Consider the following 16714-nt stretch of genomic DNA (forward strand, 5'->3'; position numbering starts at 1 on the left):
CAGGGTCCATTGAGGAGACGGTCGCGATCCTCACCGGCATGGATGCTGAAACAAGTTCAGCATGACGGAAGGAATTACCCTTTTGCGTCCAGCTCCGGCTCGAGCAGACGGTGGAGGTGGACAACGACATATTTCATCTCGGCATCGTCGACCGTGCGCTGCGCCGCGGAGCGCCAAGCGTCCACCGCGCTCGCATAATCGGGATACATGCCGACGATATCGAGAGCCCCGAGGTCGACGAAATCGAGCCCGCGCGGATCGCGAACGCGGCCGCCGAACACCAGGTGCATCTTACTCATGGAAAATATCTTCTTGGCTGAAGGGGGAAGGATCGGCGCCCGGTTAGGCGCGGGCGCCGATCGGTTCAACCCCGCCGCGGCCGCTAGCCGCGCTTCTTCATGAATTCGACGAGCGCATCGAAGCCGTTGCGCTGCGCATAGCTGTTGAAATCGGCCGCCTGCGACATCGCCAGGTTGACGCCGCCCACGGTCAGATTGTTGACCTTATAGGCATTGCCGACCTTGGTGAGCGACCAGATGACGTTCACCGGGCGCGCTCCGGGCCTGGTGACTGTGCTGAGCACGGCGGCGCCGTTGCCCTGGTTCTGCACACGCACCACCTTCAGGTCCGCTCCCGAATAATCGTATAGCCGGTCGGCATAGGTGCCGATGATGAAATTGGGGAAGGCGGCCTTGTAGGCAGCATATTGCGCCTGGCTGATCTTGGGGCGCCATTGCTGGATCAGCCGGTCGCCGATCGCATCCACCGCGAAATGCTGGGCGAGGAGGGCACGGAACTGGCCGCGCGCCGCCTGGCGGTTGCCCTTGAGCGCGCCAAAGCCGCGATCGGCGATGGCATCGACGAACTTGCCGGGATCGGTGTTGGGGATCGCCTGCGCAGCGGCGGGCGCGAAAGCGGCAGGCGCGGCGATGCCCGCGAGGGCGACGCCGGCAGCGGCGAGGAGACGGGAAGCACGGTTCATTTCAAGCATACTCCGGATGGATGAGAGAGGGGCCGCAAGCGCGGAAAACGCTCGCGGCCCCTCATGATTAATGCGTCGAGATCAATGGGTAGTCGTGCCGCCGACCGTACCGCGGGCGGCCTTGGCGGAGGATTTCGCCGCCGCGCGCGCACCATCGGCGAGTTCGGTGAACTTCTGACGCGCGGTCTCCTTGTTGAGGCCGAGCTCGTCGAGCTTGCGGGTGCCCTCGGTGCGGGCGGCCTTGGCCGCGTCGCGCGCAGTGTCGCGGATGCGCTGGCCGAGCGCGCCGAGCGTCTTGTCCTCCTGGCGGGTGCGCGGCAGCAAGGCGGCGATCAACGCGCCGACCGCGATACCGCCGATAAGCGCGGCGCCGGGATTGCTGTCGATGCCTTCCTTTGTGCTGTCATAGGCCTCATGCGCCCGCTGGCGCGCCGCCTGGTAGGCTGCGCTGGTCTTCTCCCGCGCTGATTCGTACACCTCGTTCGCGTTCGTCTTCACGCTTTCCAGCGCGTGCGCCGCGCGGCTTTCGTCCTGCGCCTCGGGCCGGTTTTCGGTTTCGGTCGTCATCATGCTGCTCCTTGCTTTCGGCCCCGGGGGCAGGGGCTATCGGCTCTGCGGACGCCGTGTCCGCGTCTTGCTCATCTTCGGATGAGCGGTTCCTGAATTTGTTGAACGCTGCCATGATCGGCCCGCGCGCCAGGAACAGCGCCGCCGCGGCGGCGGCGCCCGACACGGCGGCAGGCCGCTCCTTGACCGCCTGGATCGCACCATCAGCGATCTCGGCACTCTTGCCTTTGACGCCGCGCAGCGCATGGCTGACGATATAATCGGGCGTCAGCCGCACCTGCAGCGCCTCGATCGTCGATGCGAGCTCCCGGTGCGCGCGGATCTGGTTGGCCTTTGCCGCGGCGAGCGCCTGCGCATGCGTCATGTCGTCCGCTCCGCCTCGGCCAAGAGCGCCTGCTCTTCCGGATCACCGGCCAGAAGCGCGACGCGCCCCATCCCGAAGCGGAACAGCGCCAAGGCGATACCGCCCAGCACGACCAGCAGCGCGATACCGGCCAGCACCGGCCCGATCAGCGGCGCGAGACCCAGCACCAGCCCTACCGCCAATGCGATCAGCGCCGTATTGCCGAGCACTACAGCCACCGCGAGCGCGGCCATGCCAGACCGCGCGCGGGCAACACGATAGGCCGCAAGCTGGCGGTAGAAGGCGACTTCGCCGCGCGCCACCGCCTTGCCGTCGTCGATCAGCTTGCCGACAAGATCGCTTACGCTGCGCTCGTCGGGATTTGGGCCGGCTGGGTCCAACGTCAGGCCTCGGGCGTCTTGGTGCGCTTGGCGCTGGTCACTCGCGGCGGGGCGCCTTCCTCGTCCTGCTTGGCATCGTCGAGCCCGGCCTTGACCAGCCGCACGACGGCGAAGCCGACCGCGGCTGCGATGCCGATGGCAACCGCGGGGCTATTGCGGACGAGATTGCGCGCATCGTCGTAGAGTTCGTCGACGTCCTTGTTGCGCAAAGAATCGGCGAAGCCGGAGACGGCATCGGCTGCGCTGCGGGCATATTTGCCATATTCCGCGCCCAGCTTCTCGTCGATCGAACCGGCGGCATCATTCACCGCGCGCGAAAATTCATCGAGCGCGCCGACCGCGCGGCCCTTACCGTCCACGGCATATTCGCGGACCTTCTCCCCAGCCTGACCTTTCAGCAACTGCGCACTGTCGCGCACCTGCGCCTTGAGGCGCTGGGTCGCCGCGCCGAAATCGCCGGACGCGGCGCCGCCGGTATCGTCGCCGCGGCTCGCGCCGCCGACAAAGCCGGTCTCGGTATCGGTCGAGCGGGTACGCGCCGCGCCCTGCACGATGTGGTCGGTGCCTTCCGGCAGCTCGGAATTGCGTGGGGGCATGTGTATTCTCCCGTCTCTCGTGTCCTTGTCGCGTTCAACACCTGCCCGGCAGCATCCGTTCCGGCGATCCGAGACGAAAGTTGCGCCGCACAAGACGCGCCGATAAGCGCGACCGCACGACACCCATATAATTCGCTACGAGGCCGTAACAATGACCGCGATCATCGACATTCACGCCCGCGAGATTCTCGATAGCCGCGGCAATCCAACGGTGGAGGTCGATGTGCTGCTTGAGGATGGCAGCTTCGGCCGCGCCGCAGTCCCGTCGGGCGCATCGACCGGCGCGCACGAAGCGGTCGAAAAGCGCGACGGCGACACGGCGCGCTATCTCGGCAAGGGCGTGTCGAAGGCGGTGGAAGCGGTCCGCGCCGAAATTGCCGACGCCATCGTCGGCATGGAAGCCGAGGACCAGGCCGAGATCGACGCCGACATGATCGCGCTCGACGGCACCGAGAACAAGTCGCGGCTCGGCGCCAACGCCATCCTCGGCGTCAGCCTCGCGGTCGCCAAGGCGGCGGCGGACGCGCGCGGCCTGCCGCTCTACCGCTATGTCGGCGGCGTCTCGGCGCAGGTGCTGCCGGTGCCGATGATGAACATCATCAACGGCGGCGAGCATGCCGACAATCCGATCGACTTCCAGGAATTCATGGTGATGCCGGTCGGCGCGGAGAGCATAGCCGAGGCAGTGCGCTGCGGCGCGGAAATCTTCCATACGCTCAAGAAGGGGCTGAGCGAGGCGGGCCTGTCGACCGCGGTCGGCGACGAAGGCGGCTTCGCACCGGCGCTGGCATCGACCAGCGATGCGCTCGATTTCATCATGCGGTCGATCGAGAAAGCGGGCTACACGCCGGGCGACGACGTGCTGCTCGCGCTCGACTGCGCCGCGACCGAGTTCTTTAAGGACGGCGCCTACCGGATGGAGGGCGAGGGCAAGACCCTCGCGCCCGTCGAAATGGCAGAATATCTCGCCGATCTCACCCGCCGCTATCCCATCGTGTCGATCGAGGACGGCATGGGCGAGGACGATTTCGAGGGTTGGAAGGCGCTGACCGATGCGGTGGGCGACCAGGTCCAGCTCGTCGGCGACGATCTCTTCGTCACCAACCCCAAGCGGCTCGTCATGGGGATCGAGCAGGGCCTCGCCAACTCGCTGCTCGTCAAGGTCAACCAGATCGGCACGCTCACCGAGACGCTGGAGGCGGTGACCACCGCGCAGCGCGCTGGCTATACTGCGGTCATGTCGCACCGCTCGGGCGAGACCGAGGACACGACCATCGCGGACCTCGCGGTCGCGACCAACTGCGGGCAGATCAAGACCGGCAGCCTCGCCCGCTCGGACCGGCTCGCCAAGTACAATCAGCTCATCCGGATCGAGGAGGAGCTGGGCGCATCGGCAGTTTATGCCGGACGGTCGGCATTTCGGCGCAAAAGAGCTTGATTCGGCACGCGTTAACTGATTCTGTCGGCTCATGGTTGCCGCCCGCACTCTTGGCCTCATCAAACGCGCCGCGCTGCCCGCGCTGGCGGTGCTGATCATCGCCAATTTCCTGGGTTATGCGGTGGTCGGATCGAACGGCGTGCTGGCGTGGGGCGATTATCGCCGCGCCAAAGAGCAGAAGAAGGTCGAGCTCGCGCAGCTCCAGGCCGAACAGAAGCGCCTTCACCATCGCTCGGAGCTGCTCGATCCCAAGAGCGCCGATCCCGATCTTGCCGACGAGATGGTGCGCACCCAGCTCGGCCTCGTCCGTCCCGACGAAGTGATCATCCCCCTCAAGGATTGACCCCGTCGCTACGGCGCGGCGGTTGCCACTCCTTTCGTTTGCCGCCATAGACGCGGCAGCCTGAGAACAGACAAGGGAGAGGCCCCGCCGTGGCCAAGCCAGCAGCCAAGCGCGCCGCAAAGCCGGCGTCCAAGCCCGCCGCGGCCGCGCCGCCCGCCCAGCCCAATCGCGAACGTCCGCCCGAACCCAAGCGTTACGAGGCGTCGAAGGACGAACTGCTCGAATTCTACCGTCAGATGCTGCTCATCCGCCGCTTCGAGGAGCGCGCGGGCCAGCTCTACGGCCTCGGCCTGATCGGCGGCTTCTGCCACCTCTACATCGGTCAGGAAGCGGTCGCCGTCGGCCTCCAGTCGGCGCTCGAAGTCGGCAAGGACAGCGTCATCACGGGTTACCGCGATCACGGCCACATGCTCGCCTACGGCATCGACCCCAAGGTCATCATGGCGGAGCTGACCGGGCGCGAGGCCGGGATCTCCAAGGGCAAGGGCGGCTCGATGCACATGTTCAGCGTCGAGCATCGTTTCTACGGCGGCCACGGCATCGTCGGTGCGCAGGTCAGCCTCGGCACCGGCCTTGCCTTCAAGCACAAGTACAGCGGCGACGGTGGCGTCTGCATGGCCTATTTCGGCGATGGCGCGGCGAACCAGGGGCAGGTCTACGAGAGCTTCAACATGGCGGAGCTGTGGAAGCTCCCCATCATCTTCGTCATCGAAAACAACCAATATGCGATGGGGACGAGCGTCAACCGCTCGTCGGCGGAAGACCAGCTTTACCGCCGCGGCGAGAGCTTCCGCATCCCCGGCATTCAGGTCGACGGGATGGACGTGCTCGCGGTGCGCGGCGCCGCCGAGACGGCGATCGAATGGGTACGATCAGGCAAGGGGCCGGTGCTGCTCGAGCTCAAGACCTATCGCTACCGCGGCCATTCGATGTCCGATCCGGCGAAATACCGATCGCGCGAGGAAGTGCAATCGGTGCGCGAAAAGTCCGATCCGATCGATCATGCCAAGCGCGAGCTGGAAGCGATAGGGGTCGGCGAGGACGCGCTGAAGGCGCTCGACAAGCAGATCCGCGACATCGTCGTCGAGGCTGCCGATTTCGCCGAGCAATCGCCCGAGCCGGAAGCGTCCGAGCTCTACACCGACGTCCTGGTCGAGGACTACTGATGCCGATCGAACTCAAGATGCCCGCGCTTTCCCCGACCATGGAGGAAGGCACGCTCGCGAAATGGCTCGTCAAGGAAGGCGACAGCGTCGCGTCCGGCGACGTGATCGCCGAGATCGAGACCGACAAGGCGACGATGGAGTTCGAAGCGGTCGACGAAGGCACCGTCGCGAAGATCCTCATCCCCGAAGGCAGTGACGGAGTGAAGGTGGGCGAGGTCATCGCGATCCTCGCCGCCGAAGGCGAAGACGCCAGCGCCGCATCCGCGGGCAAGGCCGAAGAAGCGCCGAAGGTTGCCGAGGGCGCGCAGCGTGACGACGGAGAGAAGCCGAAGGCGCCTGCGCCGGAATCGGGCGAGCCGCATCGGATGGAAACCGGCGCGCGCGATCTCGTCGCGTCGGTCGAGAAGACCGAAGTCGCCGATCCCGACGTCCCCAAAGGCACCGAGATGGTGAAGACCACGGTGCGCGAGGCTTTGCGTGACGCGATGGCGGAGGAAATGCGCGCCGACGACCGCGTTTTCGTGATGGGTGAGGAAGTCGCCGAATATCAGGGCGCCTACAAGGTGACCCAAGGCCTGCTCGACGAGTTCGGCGCGCGCCGTGTCATCGATACGCCGATCACCGAATATGGCTTTGCCGGCGTCGGCTCGGGCGCGGCGATGGGCGGCCTCAAGCCCATCATCGAGTTCATGACCTTCAATTTCGCGATGCAGGCGATCGATCACATCATCAATTCGGCGGCCAAGACCAACTACATGTCCGGTGGCCAGATGCGCTGCCCGATCGTGTTCCGCGGCCCCAATGGCGCCGCCGCCCGCGTCGCCGCCCAGCACAGCCAGAATTACGGGCCCTGGTATGCCAGCGTGCCGGGCCTCATCGTCATCGCGCCCTACAGCGCGGCCGATGCCAAGGGGCTGCTCAAGGCCGCGATCCGAAGCGAGGATCCGGTCGTTTTCCTCGAGAACGAACTGCTCTACGGCCAGAGCTTCGAGGTCCCCAAGCTCGACGATTACGTGCTTCCCATCGGCAAGGCGCGGGTGGCACGCGCGGGCAAGGACGTGACGATCGTCAGCTATTCGATCGGCGTCGGCGTCTCGCTCGATGCGGCCAACACGCTGGCGGAGGAGGGGATCGAGGCCGAAGTGATCGATCTGCGCACGCTCCGCCCGCTCGATCGCAAGACGGTCCTCAAGAGCCTCGCCAAGACCAACCGCATGGTCGTCGTCGAGGAAGGCTGGCCGGTCTGCTCGATCGCCTCGGAGATCATGGCAATCGCGATGGAAGAAGGGTTCGACGATCTCGACGCGCCGGTGCTGCGCGTCACCAATGTCGACGTGCCGCTGCCCTATGCCGCGAATCTCGAGAAGCTTGCGCTGATCAAGGCCGCCGATGTCGTGAAGGCAGCGAAGACGGTCTGCTACAAGGGGTGATCAGCCCCCGCAGGCCGCGACCGGCACGGTCGCGCCATTGCGGATCACCTGATCGTTGCGCTGCCGGACATTGAACGCGCTGGTATAGCGGATCTGCTGCCCGAGCAGCGTCGATCCGGCGACCAGCGGTTGATAATTGTACACGACCTCGGCGATCATCACCGCCGTTCCGCTTTGCGCCGCGATGCGGTTCCCGGCCGGACCGAAGCCGGTGACGCTGGTGAAGCGCGCCTGGCTGCTCGGCCGCGTCCGCTCGGTGCCGTTGGTGATGATGTTGCCGTTCTGGTCCATCGGCCGGCCGTAGCTCGGTGCGACCCTCAGATCGCCCGTGCAGCGCTGCCAGCGGATCCACTGGTTGGTACCGTTGGTGTGCGGCTCGACGCTGTAGATGATGATCCGGCCGTTTTCCTTGAAATCGATCGACTCGCCCGCCTTCAGCGCGCCCGCGAACAGCTCGTTGATGTCCGCCTCGTCGATCGAATCGCGCGCACGCGACGCATTGTCGGCGGCGAGCATGGCGATGTTGCTGACCTTGAGGTGCGCCAGCATGAGATTGGCGGTCTCCATACCGACCAGCCCGAGCGTCAGCACCGCCGGCAGCGCCATAGCGAACTCGACCATCGCGAGCCCGCTGTCGCAGCGGCCGAGCGGCGTGATGCGGCGGCGGAGCGCGCTCAGCATTTGACCACCACCCCGGTCGTCCGCGCCGCGAAGGGCTGGTTGCGGAGCAAAGTCGAGCGCTTGATCTCGGCGTCCTGCGACCAGCCGAGCAGCCCGGCCATCGGGAAGAGCCGCGGGTAGCGGATGCTGACCTCGTAATCGACCACGTCCTCGGCGCTGCCGAAACCCCCGCGGCCGCGATCAGTATCGTAGCGGCCGTTGCCGTTCGCATCCTCGTAGCAATCGCCGACATTATATTCGCCGAAGGGCGCGGTGTCGGTGACGATCTTTTCGGGCTTCCGGACGTCGGTGAATTCCTGATAGCTCTTCTGAGTGACGTCGATTTGCGCGTTCTTCGAGAACACGAAAAGCTGGTCGCGCACTTGCTGCTCGATCTGGCCGCCGGTGACGCCGCCGACCGTCGCGGTGCGTGCCGCCTGATGGACCGAGCCTTCGACGACGGAGCTTACGTACATCTGATAGCCGAGGTCGAAGAGGCCCATCACCGTGAACGCCAGGATTGGCGCTACGAACCCGAACTCGACGAGCGTGGCGCCGTCCTGATCGCGGCGGAGGGTGCGGCGCCGCATCATTGCGTCAGCCTCAGCGCGCCGATGTTCTTGCCGATCTCGGTGAAGCGATCGATGAGCTGCTGGCGGTTGGACGACACCGAAACCTGGTTCGGCGCGCTCGCGCATTCGGTGAGATTGGCATCGGCCGCCGCGTCGAAGGCTATCACCCAGATCGACACGTTCATGCCCTTGGCAGTGTTGCAGATCATCTTGAAGCGCTGGTTGTGACGGTTCTTCTGCTCCGGCGAGGCATAGCTGCCGACCCGGTTGTCGAGGTTTTCGACGCCATAGGACGTGTAGGTGTCGGCATTCGGGGCCAACGCGCCATCGGTCATGAAGATGAGATGCTTGGCGACCGGCATACCATTGAAGGTGTTCGGGCTGTCGGCGAATATGCCGCCTGCTGAGATCAGCCGCGCGCCCCAGATCATGCCGATGTCATGATAGGTGCCGCCGATCGGGGCCAGCAGATTGACGTAGCTCTGCATTTGCGCGCGCGTGAAGGCTTGCAGCCTGCGCGCTTCGGTGGGGCATGCATAATAAGGCTCGCCGCGGGACACGATCGCGGTGCCGCTCAGCGAATCGGTCGAGCCTGCAGAGCGGTTATAGACGACCTCGGGCCAGTGCGGCTTCCAGCGTGTCGCGTCCGAATTCGGGATGTAATCGACGTTGAGATCGTAAGCGCTTGGCGGCACGGCGTAGCCCGATGCGCTGGTAATCGTGTTCGCGCTCTGCCGTTCCTCGATGCAGCCATTCCACACCGTGGCATTCTGCGTCGTGTTGGGCGTCCGCGTCGGCAGCGGCACGCTGTTGCTGAACGTCTTGAAGGACGACACGTCGAGCGTGCGCTGCTCGTGCAGCCAGTAGCCCGAGAAGGTGCTGGTGATCGGACGGCCGAGTGTGCGGGTGGTCACCGTGCAGGTGGTACCCGACCGGCTTACCGACTTTTCGGTCAACGGCAGGGTTACATTGTTGCCCGACGGCGTCACCGCGCGGGCGTTGCACTGGTTGCTGGTCTGGTTGGTGACATTCTCCGTGCTCGTCGATTGCACGTAGAGCGGCGTGCGCGACTGATAAGGTGCGCTGTTAGCCAAATATCCCGAATTGGCGTCGCGGATCAGGCGGCCGACGTTGACGGCGCTAGAATAAGGCACGATGCCGTAGCGCAACCGCATCCCATTGAGTTCGAGCTCGGTCTGCACCGGCCGCAATTCGTCGTAGAGCGCCATCACGGCGTCGCGCAGAGAGACGATCTTCTTCGTGCCGCTCAGCGTCTCGTCCATCGATCCGGTCACGTCGAGCACCAGCAGGATGTCGGTGTTGACGAAATTCTGCGAGGCCTCGCACTCCACCGACAGGGGCAGCGTCTCGAAGCCGAACATGCGCATGATGACGGTCGGGATCGTCGTGGCGGCGGTTACATGGATGCGGCCCTGATCGGGACGGGTGATGTTGGGCGTGAACGGTGCCGTATCGTACAGGCCTTGCGGGAAGTTGAAGTTGAAGAAGCGGTTGGCCTCGTCGCGCACGCCTTGAGACATGGTGTCTGCGGTCATCACGCGCCGCGCGGCGAGACTGGCGGCGTCGCAGGCGCTCTGCAGGCGGGTACGCGCCATATAGGCGCGGCTGAGATCGACGCCCGATCCGATCATCGCGGTGAGCGGTACGAGCGCCGCGCCGACGATGACGAGGGTGTTGCCTGCCGGATCCTTGAGCAGCCTGCGCAGCACGCCGCGATGCTGCGGCTTGCCGTCGCGTGGCACGGCCGTATCACGGGTCTTGGATCGGAACCGGAAGATCATGGAGGCGCCTCATCCATGCACATCAGCGCGCACTGCTGCTCTGTTAATGCGCCCCGCACGCCTAATGGCCTCCGAAGAAGAACGGTTAACGGGGTCTTCATGGCTGCGGCAGGATGGTGACGGCACTAGACGAGGATCGGCGATTGGCGCTGACGTATGCATCCGTTTCGGTGCGTGAGGCGCTTGGCGCCTTGTGGGCGCTGGACGCGGCGCTCGCGGCGGCACTTGGCGGCGGGCGTGAGCCGATGATCGCGCGGATCAAGCTGGCGTGGTGGCGCGATGCGCTGGAAGCGTTGGACACGCGTCCGCCGCCCCCGCAGCCGGAATTGCAGGCGGCTGCTGGACTCGTCGAAAAAGGCCTGTCCGGCGCCAAACTCGGCGCGCTGGCAGAGGGCTGGGCATTGCTCGCCGATCCCGCGCAGCTCGATGAGGCGACCCTGCAGGCCTTCGCGGACCAGCGTGGCGCGCAGCTATTTTGGCTCGCGGCGACGCTGATCGGCGACAACCGCCTGCCGCCCGGCGCAGGGGCGGCCTGGGCGCTCGCCGATCTCGCGCGCCACAGCAGCAAACGGGAGGAGGCGGCGATGGCCCTAAAGCTTGCTGGCCGGCGGACCCCGGACGCCCGCTGGCCTGCGCGCCTTCGCCCGCTCGGGATGCTCGATGCGCTGGCCCGGCGCGATGCGGCCCGCGGCCTCGACCGACTAGAGCCGCCGGGCACACCCGCCCGGATGCTGCGGATGATGCGGCATCGCCTCACCGGCCGCTGAGGGGTTGCGGCGCGGCGGAGATCGCGTAACCTCTTCATAAGCATGGGGGAGGGGAACATGTTGCGCTTCTTTGCGGGCGTCGCGTCGGCCTTGTTGCTGGTCGCGGCGGGCTTCTTCATTTGGCAGGGGCAGGCGGAGGAGGATCTGATCCCGCCAGCGCCGGCGGCGCAGGCCGCGCCGTCTCCGCTCGGCGTCCAGGCCCCGCCCGCGCCGCCGGAAGCCCCCGCCAAATCGCGCGAAGAGAAGCGCTTCGACCGCGCCGACAAGAATAAGGATGGCCGCATCACCCGCGATGAACTGATGGAGCCGCGGCGCAAGGCCTTTGCCAAGCTCGACGCGAACGGCGACGGCCGGCTGAGCTTCGAGGAATGGGCAGTGAAGACGTCGGAGAAATTCGCTGGCGCGGATGCCGATCTCTCGGGCTCGCTCAGCCGCGCCGAGTTCGCGACCACCGCCCCCAAGCCCGTGAAGAAGAAATGCGCTTGCTGAGCGCCTAGGCGGGTCGCTCCGCCAGCACCGCCAATATCCGCTCCACCGTCCGGTCGTGCGGCGCGGGCTGGCTGCGGATATGATGATGCGCTTCGGCGTATACGGGGTTGCGCCGCACCGCCATCTCGCGAAGCAGCGGCAGCGGATCGCGGCCCTGTAGCAGCGGCCGGTGGTCGCGCCGAGAGACACGCATCGCCAATGTCTCGATATCGGCGTCGAGCCAGATGGCGATGCAGCGTTCTAGGATCAGCGCCCGCGTCTCGTCGTTCATGAAGGCGCCGCCGCCGGTAGCGATCACCTTGGGCGGCCCGTCGATCAGCCGCGCGATCACCCGCCGCTCGCCGTCGCGGAAGCTGTCCTCGCCGAAGCGGTCGAACATGTCGGTGATGCTGCTCGCCGCGGCCTTTTCGATCTCCTCGTCCGAATCGACGAAGGGCAGGCCCAGCCGCGCCGCGAGCCGCCGCCCGACCGTCGATTTGCCCGCGCCCATCAGCCCGACGAGCACGATCGGGCGATCGGGCGGGGAGCCGAGGCGGGAGGCGGGCCTGTTCATCGCGGCGGGGCTATACAGGGGGGCGCATCGTAGGGCAAAAGGCGCGCCATGCGCAGAAACAGTTTCGCTTCCCCGCGGCGCCGCCGCTCGCCCTTGCCCATGGTGCTGGTCATCCTGCTCGTCGTCCTGGTGGGCGGCGCATTCTGGCTTTCGACGCTCGATACCGAAGTGCCGACCGGCCGCATCGAGCAGGACGTGACGAATGCCGTCGGCGCGCGGTAAGGCGCTTCTCCTTCTTGCCGGCGGCGCGGCGCTGGCGCTGGCGATCCCGGCCTCAGGACAGGACGCGCCCGAATCGCTGCTGCCGCCCGGCTTCGGCGATCCGGCGACGCTGCCTCCGGCGGCGCCCGCTCCGACGCCCGCGCCCGCAGCGCCAGGCAATCCGCCCGCTTCGGGTGCGCCGGCGCCGGCGCCGCTTGCACCGCCTCCGCCTGCGGCGAGCATGCCCGGCACCGAAGGCGTCGATCTCACCGCGCTCAACGACGACGACATCGCCGCCATCCTCGCCGCGATGCCGCGGCCGATCGAAATCCCCGATTTCGCGCGACGCCCCAGCGATTTCGTCGGCCCGCTCGGCCCGCAGAACTGGGGGCTCGGCCAGGACGCCTGGAGTGGCACGAGCGGACGCTATCTCTCGACTCTGATGCGGCGGCTCAATGCGCCGCTGCCGTCGCGCTGGGCCTCTATCCTGCTGCGCCGCGCGCTGCTCACCGGCGCGCCGGCACCGGCGCGGGTGAATCCGGTGGATTGGGTGGCGGAACGCGCCTGGCTGTTGCTTCGCATGGGCGAGGCGGACGGCGCGCGGATGCTCGTCGAGGCGGTCGACGTCGACCAGTTCACGCCCAAGATGTACGCTATCGCCGTGCAGACCGCGCTTGCCACCGCCGATCCGGCAGCGCTCTGCCCATTGGTGCCGGGCGGCAAAGCCCTGTCCGACGAACCTGTCTGGCCGCTGGCTGAGGCGATGTGCGCCGCGATCTCGGGCGAGGCGGGCAATGCCAGCAGCCTCATCGATCGCGCCCGCCGCGCGCGCGGCGCCACGCCGTTCGACATCTCGCTTGCCGAGAAGGTCGTTGGCGCGGGCGCAGATACGCGGCGCGCGGTGACGATCGAGTGGGACGGGGTCGATCAGGTCAATAGCTGGCGCTTCGGCATGGCGAGCGCGACCGGCATCGCGGTCCCGGACAGGCTGATGAACGCCGCCGGACCGCACGTCCGTGCCTGGCAGGCGCGCGCGCCGATGGTGCCGGTCGATCAGCGCGTCGCCGCGGCGGACACGGCTGCTGCGCTCGGCGTCTTTTCCAACCAGTCGCTGGTCGGCATGTACAGCCTCATCGCCGACACCACCGATCCCACCGAATTGGGCAATACCGTGGGCGGGCGGCTGCGCACGGCCTATGTCGCGCCGAACGTCACCCGGCGCATGGAAGCGATGCGGGGTCTGTGGCGGGAAGGAACGACGCCGACGACCCGTCATGCCCGGCTGGTGCTCACCGCGACGGCGGCGGCACGCCTGAAGCCCGATCCTGAGGTCGGCACCGACATCGACGATCTGATCGCCTCGATGCTGACCGCCGGTTACGACGAGCGCGCGGCGCGCTGGTCGGGCGTCATCGCGGAGATGGAAGGCGGCGATGCGGCGCGGGCGATGGCCATGCTCGCGGTGTCGGCGCCGAATGTGCGGACGATCGACGCCGCGCGGATCCAGGCCTTTGCCGATGCGGACCAGAGCGACGCCAAGACGGCGACCAAGATGCTGGTCGCCGCGCTCGCCGGGCTGGGCCGCATCGACGAGAGCGAGGCGAACCGCCGCGCGTCCGATCTCGGCATCGCGCTTGGCCGCGACAATCTTTGGACGCGGATGCTCGACCGTGCGGTCGAGCGGCGCCAGCAGGGCACCGTCGCGCTGCTCGCCGCGGTGGGCATGCAGACCGGTGGCTGGGGCGGCGTTCCGCCCGAGCATATGTTCCGCATCACCAGCGCGCTCCGCCGTGTCGGCCTCGATTACTATGCGCGGATGATCGCAGCCGAGGCGCTGGCGCGGCTGTGACCCGTCCGGCGGGCGAGGATCGCCGGCTGATCGGCGCCTTTCTCGAGATGATGGCGGCGGAGGCGGGCGCGGCGCGGAACACTTTGCTCGCTTATGCCCGCGATCTCGAAGGCGCGTCCGAATTGCTGGGCGGCGATCTCGCCGGGGCTGCGGAGCCCGATCTCGCAAGGCTCGGCGCCGCCTGGTTGCCGCTCAAGCGCGCGACCGTGGCGCGCAAGGCCGCCGCGCTCCGCCGCTTCTTCGGCTTTCTCGCTGACGAAGGCCTGCGCAGCGACGACCCGTCCGCCGCACTGCCACGGCCGGCGGCCGAGCGGTCACTCCCCAAAATCCTTGATCACCGGGCGGTCGATGCGCTCTTCGTCGAGATCGACCGCCGCAAGCGCGACGACGGCGGGTCGGCGCCGCTTCGTCTCGCCGCGCTTATCGAGCTGCTCTACGGATCGGGGCTACGCGCGACCGAGCTCGTCTCGCTGCCGCGTTATGCGGTGTCGCCGGACCGCCCGTTCCTGATCCTCAAGGGTAAGGGCGGGCGCGAGCGGCTCGTTCCTATCTCGGACCGCGCGCGTGCCGCGGTCGCCGAATGGTCTGCGCTGGTGCCGCGTGATCAGCTGTGGCTCTTTCCGTCGGGCAAGAAGCATCTCAGCCGCGTCCGCCTGTACCAGCTCGTCAAGGAGCTCGCCGCCGGCGCGGGCATCCCACCGGAGCGGATCAGCCCCCACGTCCTTCGCCATGCCTTCGCGACGCATCTGCTGGAAGGCGGCGCGGACCTTCGCGCGGTGCAGACATTGCTCGGCCACGCCGACATCGCGACGACGCAGATCTACACCCATGTAGAGACCAAACGGCTGGTCGAGCTCGTCAACAGCCGCCACCCGCTCGTTGACGCGCCCCGCCGTCCGTCCTAACCCCGCGCGCCATGCCGACCTTCCTCGATTTCGAAAAGCCGATCGCCGAGCTGGACGCGCGCGTTGCTGAATTGCGCGACACCGCGGAAGCCGGAGCGGTCAATATCGACTCCGAGATCGCCAAGCTGCGCGCCAAGTCCGAGAAGCTGCTGCGCGAGACATACCAGAAGCTGACGCCGTGGCAGAAGACGCAGGTCGCGCGTCATCCCGAGCGGCCGCACTTCAAGGATTATGTCGCCGCGCTGATCGAGGAATTCGTGCCGCTCGCGGGCGACCGCACGTTCGGCGAGGACAATGCGATCGTCGGCGGTCTCGGCAAGCTCGGCGGGCGGCGCATCATGCTGATCGGCCACGAGAAGGGCGACGACACCGCGAGCCGCCTCAAGCACAATTTCGGGATGGCCAAGCCTGAGGGCTATCGCAAGGCAATCCGCCTGATGGAGATGGCCGATCGCTTCGGGCTGCCGGTGGTGACCCTGGTCGATACGCCCGGCGCATTCCCCGGCGTGCAGGCCGAGGAGCGCGGTCAGGCCGAAGCCATCGCGCGCTCTACCGAGGCCTGCCTGTCACTCTCCGTGCCGCTGATCGCAGCGGTAGTGGGGGAAGGGGGGTCGGGCGGCGCGATCGCGCTCGCCGCCGCCAATCGGGTGCTGATGCTCGAGCATAGCGTCTATGCGGTGATCTCACCCGAAGGCTGCGCATCAATCCTGTGGCGCACCGCGGAAAAGGCGGCCGACGCAGCGGAGGCAATGCGCGTGACGGCGGGCGATCTCAAGGATCTCGGCGTGATCGATCGGATCGTCGAAGAACCGCTCGGCGGCGCGCATCGCGATCCGGCGACGGCGATCGCGACGCTCGGCGCGGCAGTCGGTGCGGAGCTCGACACGCTGACCGCATTGTCGCCTGCTGCGATCAAGGCGGACCGCAGGACGAAATTTCTTTCGATCCACTGATCGCTGCGCGCGGACTGTAAACCGGTCCGACGATTCCCGTGAGCCCAAACGCAAATCGGGCGGCGGAACCGAAATTCCCCCGCCCGATCGCTGGCGTGGCCGAAGCCACGCCATTTCAGATGGCTTAGTTGCCGGTGCCCGGCTCCATCTTGTTCGATACGTTGTTGAACGTGCCGGTCAGGGTGTTGCCGAGGTTGCCCATCGCCGTGATGGCGGCAACCGCGATGAGGGCCGCGATCAGGCCGTATTCGATGGCGGTAGCGCCCTCTTCATTCTTGAACAGCTTGCGAATCATTACCGGTCTCCCCTTCAAAAAAGGTCTTCAGTCCACTTTCCCTGCCGCTCCGTAGTTTCCGCCTGGAGCGAGCCATCGTCGAAGTTAAACGGCGGAAGTTTCCAAATTCATAACGACCTTCGATCATGTGCCTCCGGAAGAGGCGCTCACCTTGTTCGAAACGTTGTTCCACATGCCCGTAGTCACGTCGGCGACGTTCTGAAGCGCGGCGATCATCGCGACCACGACGAGCGCTGCGATCAGGCCGTATTCGATCGCCGTGGCCGCTTCCTCGTCACGGATCAGATCGATCAGCCTGCGCTTCATCACTGCCCCTGTGCCAAGGAAGCTATTCTTCCGGTCGCTGCTCGAATAAGCGGCGGCGGGTTAACGATTTGCTGCGCACTGGGGTTAACGTGGAAA

22 protein-coding genes are annotated in these 16714 nt (G+C 66.7%); 10 read left to right on the plus strand and 12 right to left on the minus strand.

Translation table 11 applies throughout. The annotated features are described in order from the left end of the window. Positions 1-74: 74 nt before the first annotated feature. The 6 genes from B9N75_RS10375 to B9N75_RS10395 form a co-directional block, all read right to left on the minus strand. The gene (locus tag B9N75_RS10375; protein ID WP_085218734.1) at positions 75-299 is read right to left on the minus strand and encodes a DUF4170 domain-containing protein; all 225 of its coding nucleotides are present in this window, start codon (positions 297-299) and stop codon (positions 75-77) included. An 83-nt stretch (positions 300-382) separates the two neighbouring features. Continuing rightward, positions 383-982: an MlaC/ttg2D family ABC transporter substrate-binding protein gene (locus tag B9N75_RS10380; protein WP_085219559.1), complete on the minus strand. Its 600-nt coding sequence runs from the start codon at positions 980-982 to the stop codon at positions 383-385. A gap of 81 nt (positions 983-1063) precedes the next feature. Further along, entirely contained in the window at positions 1064-1459 is a 396-nt protein-coding gene (locus tag B9N75_RS10385) for a hypothetical protein (protein WP_172840868.1), read from the minus strand. After that, complete coding sequence (locus B9N75_RS14220; RefSeq protein WP_172840869.1) at positions 1395-1913, minus strand: hypothetical protein; 519 nt, start codon at positions 1911-1913, stop codon at positions 1395-1397. The genes B9N75_RS10385 and B9N75_RS14220 overlap by 65 nt, the downstream gene beginning before the upstream one ends. Next, positions 1910-2293: a phage holin family protein gene (locus B9N75_RS10390; protein WP_085218736.1), complete on the minus strand. Its 384-nt coding sequence runs from the start codon at positions 2291-2293 to the stop codon at positions 1910-1912. The genes B9N75_RS14220 and B9N75_RS10390 overlap by 4 nt, the downstream gene beginning before the upstream one ends. 2 nt (positions 2294-2295) lie before the next feature. Continuing rightward, positions 2296-2889: a hypothetical protein gene (locus B9N75_RS10395; RefSeq protein ID WP_085218737.1), complete on the minus strand. Its 594-nt coding sequence runs from the start codon at positions 2887-2889 to the stop codon at positions 2296-2298. Positions 2890-3040: 151 nt separating this feature from the next. Here B9N75_RS10395 and eno point away from each other — a divergent pair, with 151 nt between their 5' ends. The 4 genes from eno (at position 3041) to B9N75_RS10415 (ending at position 7266) form a co-directional block, all read left to right on the plus strand. Then, positions 3041-4327, plus strand: coding sequence for a phosphopyruvate hydratase (gene eno / locus B9N75_RS10400; RefSeq protein WP_085218738.1), 1287 nt, complete (start codon positions 3041-3043; stop codon positions 4325-4327). 31 nt (positions 4328-4358) lie between these two features. Beyond that, on the plus strand, positions 4359-4670 hold the full coding sequence (locus B9N75_RS10405) for an FtsB family cell division protein (RefSeq protein ID WP_085218739.1): 312 nt from the start codon (positions 4359-4361) through the stop codon (positions 4668-4670). A gap of 89 nt (positions 4671-4759) precedes the next feature. Continuing rightward, the gene (gene pdhA, locus B9N75_RS10410) at positions 4760-5836 is read left to right on the plus strand and encodes a pyruvate dehydrogenase (acetyl-transferring) E1 component subunit alpha (protein ID WP_085218740.1); all 1077 of its coding nucleotides are present in this window, start codon (positions 4760-4762) and stop codon (positions 5834-5836) included. Beyond that, positions 5836-7266, plus strand: a complete 1431-nt coding sequence (locus B9N75_RS10415; RefSeq protein WP_085218741.1) for a pyruvate dehydrogenase complex E1 component subunit beta — start codon at positions 5836-5838, stop codon at positions 7264-7266. Before pdhA ends, B9N75_RS10415 begins: the two co-directional genes overlap by 1 nt. On the opposite strand, the gene B9N75_RS10420 is transcribed toward B9N75_RS10415, so the two are convergent. From B9N75_RS10420 to B9N75_RS10430, 3 genes are read right to left on the minus strand one after another with little or no spacing between them, the layout of a single operon-like run. Beyond that, the gene (locus tag B9N75_RS10420; RefSeq protein WP_085218742.1) at positions 7267-7947 is read right to left on the minus strand and encodes a TadE/TadG family type IV pilus assembly protein; all 681 of its coding nucleotides are present in this window, start codon (positions 7945-7947) and stop codon (positions 7267-7269) included. Continuing rightward, the gene (locus B9N75_RS10425; protein WP_085218743.1) at positions 7941-8519 is read right to left on the minus strand and encodes a TadE/TadG family type IV pilus assembly protein; all 579 of its coding nucleotides are present in this window, start codon (positions 8517-8519) and stop codon (positions 7941-7943) included. The genes B9N75_RS10420 and B9N75_RS10425 overlap by 7 nt, the downstream gene beginning before the upstream one ends. Next, positions 8516-10300 carry a pilus assembly protein gene (locus tag B9N75_RS10430; RefSeq protein WP_085218744.1) on the minus strand — a complete coding sequence of 595 codons (1785 nt, stop codon included), beginning with the start codon at positions 10298-10300 and terminating at the stop codon, positions 8516-8518. Before B9N75_RS10430 ends, B9N75_RS10425 begins: the two co-directional genes overlap by 4 nt. A 113-nt stretch (positions 10301-10413) precedes the next feature. On the opposite strand from B9N75_RS10430, the gene B9N75_RS10435 reads away from it, so the two are divergent. Next, on the plus strand, positions 10414-11067 hold the full coding sequence (locus tag B9N75_RS10435; protein WP_342039328.1) for a squalene/phytoene synthase family protein: 654 nt from the start codon (positions 10414-10416) through the stop codon (positions 11065-11067). Positions 11068-11124: 57 nt separating this feature from the next. After that, on the plus strand, positions 11125-11556 hold the full coding sequence (locus tag B9N75_RS10440) for an EF-hand domain-containing protein (RefSeq protein ID WP_085218746.1): 432 nt from the start codon (positions 11125-11127) through the stop codon (positions 11554-11556). A 4-nt stretch (positions 11557-11560) separates the two neighbouring features. Here the strand turns inward: B9N75_RS10440 and B9N75_RS10445 are convergent, their stop codons facing one another. Then, positions 11561-12109, minus strand: coding sequence for a shikimate kinase (locus tag B9N75_RS10445; protein ID WP_085218747.1), 549 nt, complete (start codon positions 12107-12109; stop codon positions 11561-11563). Positions 12110-12208: 99 nt separating this feature from the next. On the opposite strand from B9N75_RS10445, the gene B9N75_RS14415 reads away from it, so the two are divergent. Genes B9N75_RS14415 through B9N75_RS10460 form a run of 4 tightly spaced genes read left to right on the plus strand, consistent with a single transcriptional unit; the run spans position 12209 to position 16017 of the window. Then, positions 12209-12331, plus strand: coding sequence for a hypothetical protein (locus B9N75_RS14415; RefSeq protein ID WP_280173568.1), 123 nt, complete (start codon positions 12209-12211; stop codon positions 12329-12331). After that, positions 12312-14159, plus strand: coding sequence for a hypothetical protein (locus B9N75_RS10450; RefSeq protein WP_085218748.1), 1848 nt, complete (start codon positions 12312-12314; stop codon positions 14157-14159). Before B9N75_RS14415 ends, B9N75_RS10450 begins: the two co-directional genes overlap by 20 nt. A 47-nt stretch (positions 14160-14206) precedes the next feature. Beyond that, positions 14207-15064, plus strand: a complete 858-nt coding sequence (locus B9N75_RS10455; RefSeq protein WP_085219562.1) for a tyrosine-type recombinase/integrase — start codon at positions 14207-14209, stop codon at positions 15062-15064. Positions 15065-15075: 11 nt separating this feature from the next. After that, positions 15076-16017, plus strand: a complete 942-nt coding sequence (locus tag B9N75_RS10460) for an acetyl-CoA carboxylase carboxyltransferase subunit alpha (protein WP_085218749.1) — start codon at positions 15076-15078, stop codon at positions 16015-16017. A gap of 124 nt (positions 16018-16141) precedes the next feature. Here the strand turns inward: B9N75_RS10460 and B9N75_RS10465 are convergent, their stop codons facing one another. Next, entirely contained in the window at positions 16142-16312 is a 171-nt protein-coding gene (locus tag B9N75_RS10465; RefSeq protein ID WP_085218750.1) for a Flp family type IVb pilin, read from the minus strand. A gap of 123 nt (positions 16313-16435) precedes the next feature. Beyond that, positions 16436-16618 (minus strand): Flp family type IVb pilin, encoded by a 183-nt coding sequence (locus B9N75_RS10470; RefSeq protein WP_085218751.1) that lies wholly within the window; start codon positions 16616-16618, stop codon positions 16436-16438. Positions 16619-16714: the final 96 nt, after the last annotated feature.

The organism is Allosphingosinicella indica, assembly GCF_900177405.1.
In the GTDB taxonomy this organism is placed as follows: Bacteria; Pseudomonadota; Alphaproteobacteria; order Sphingomonadales; family Sphingomonadaceae; genus Allosphingosinicella; species Allosphingosinicella indica.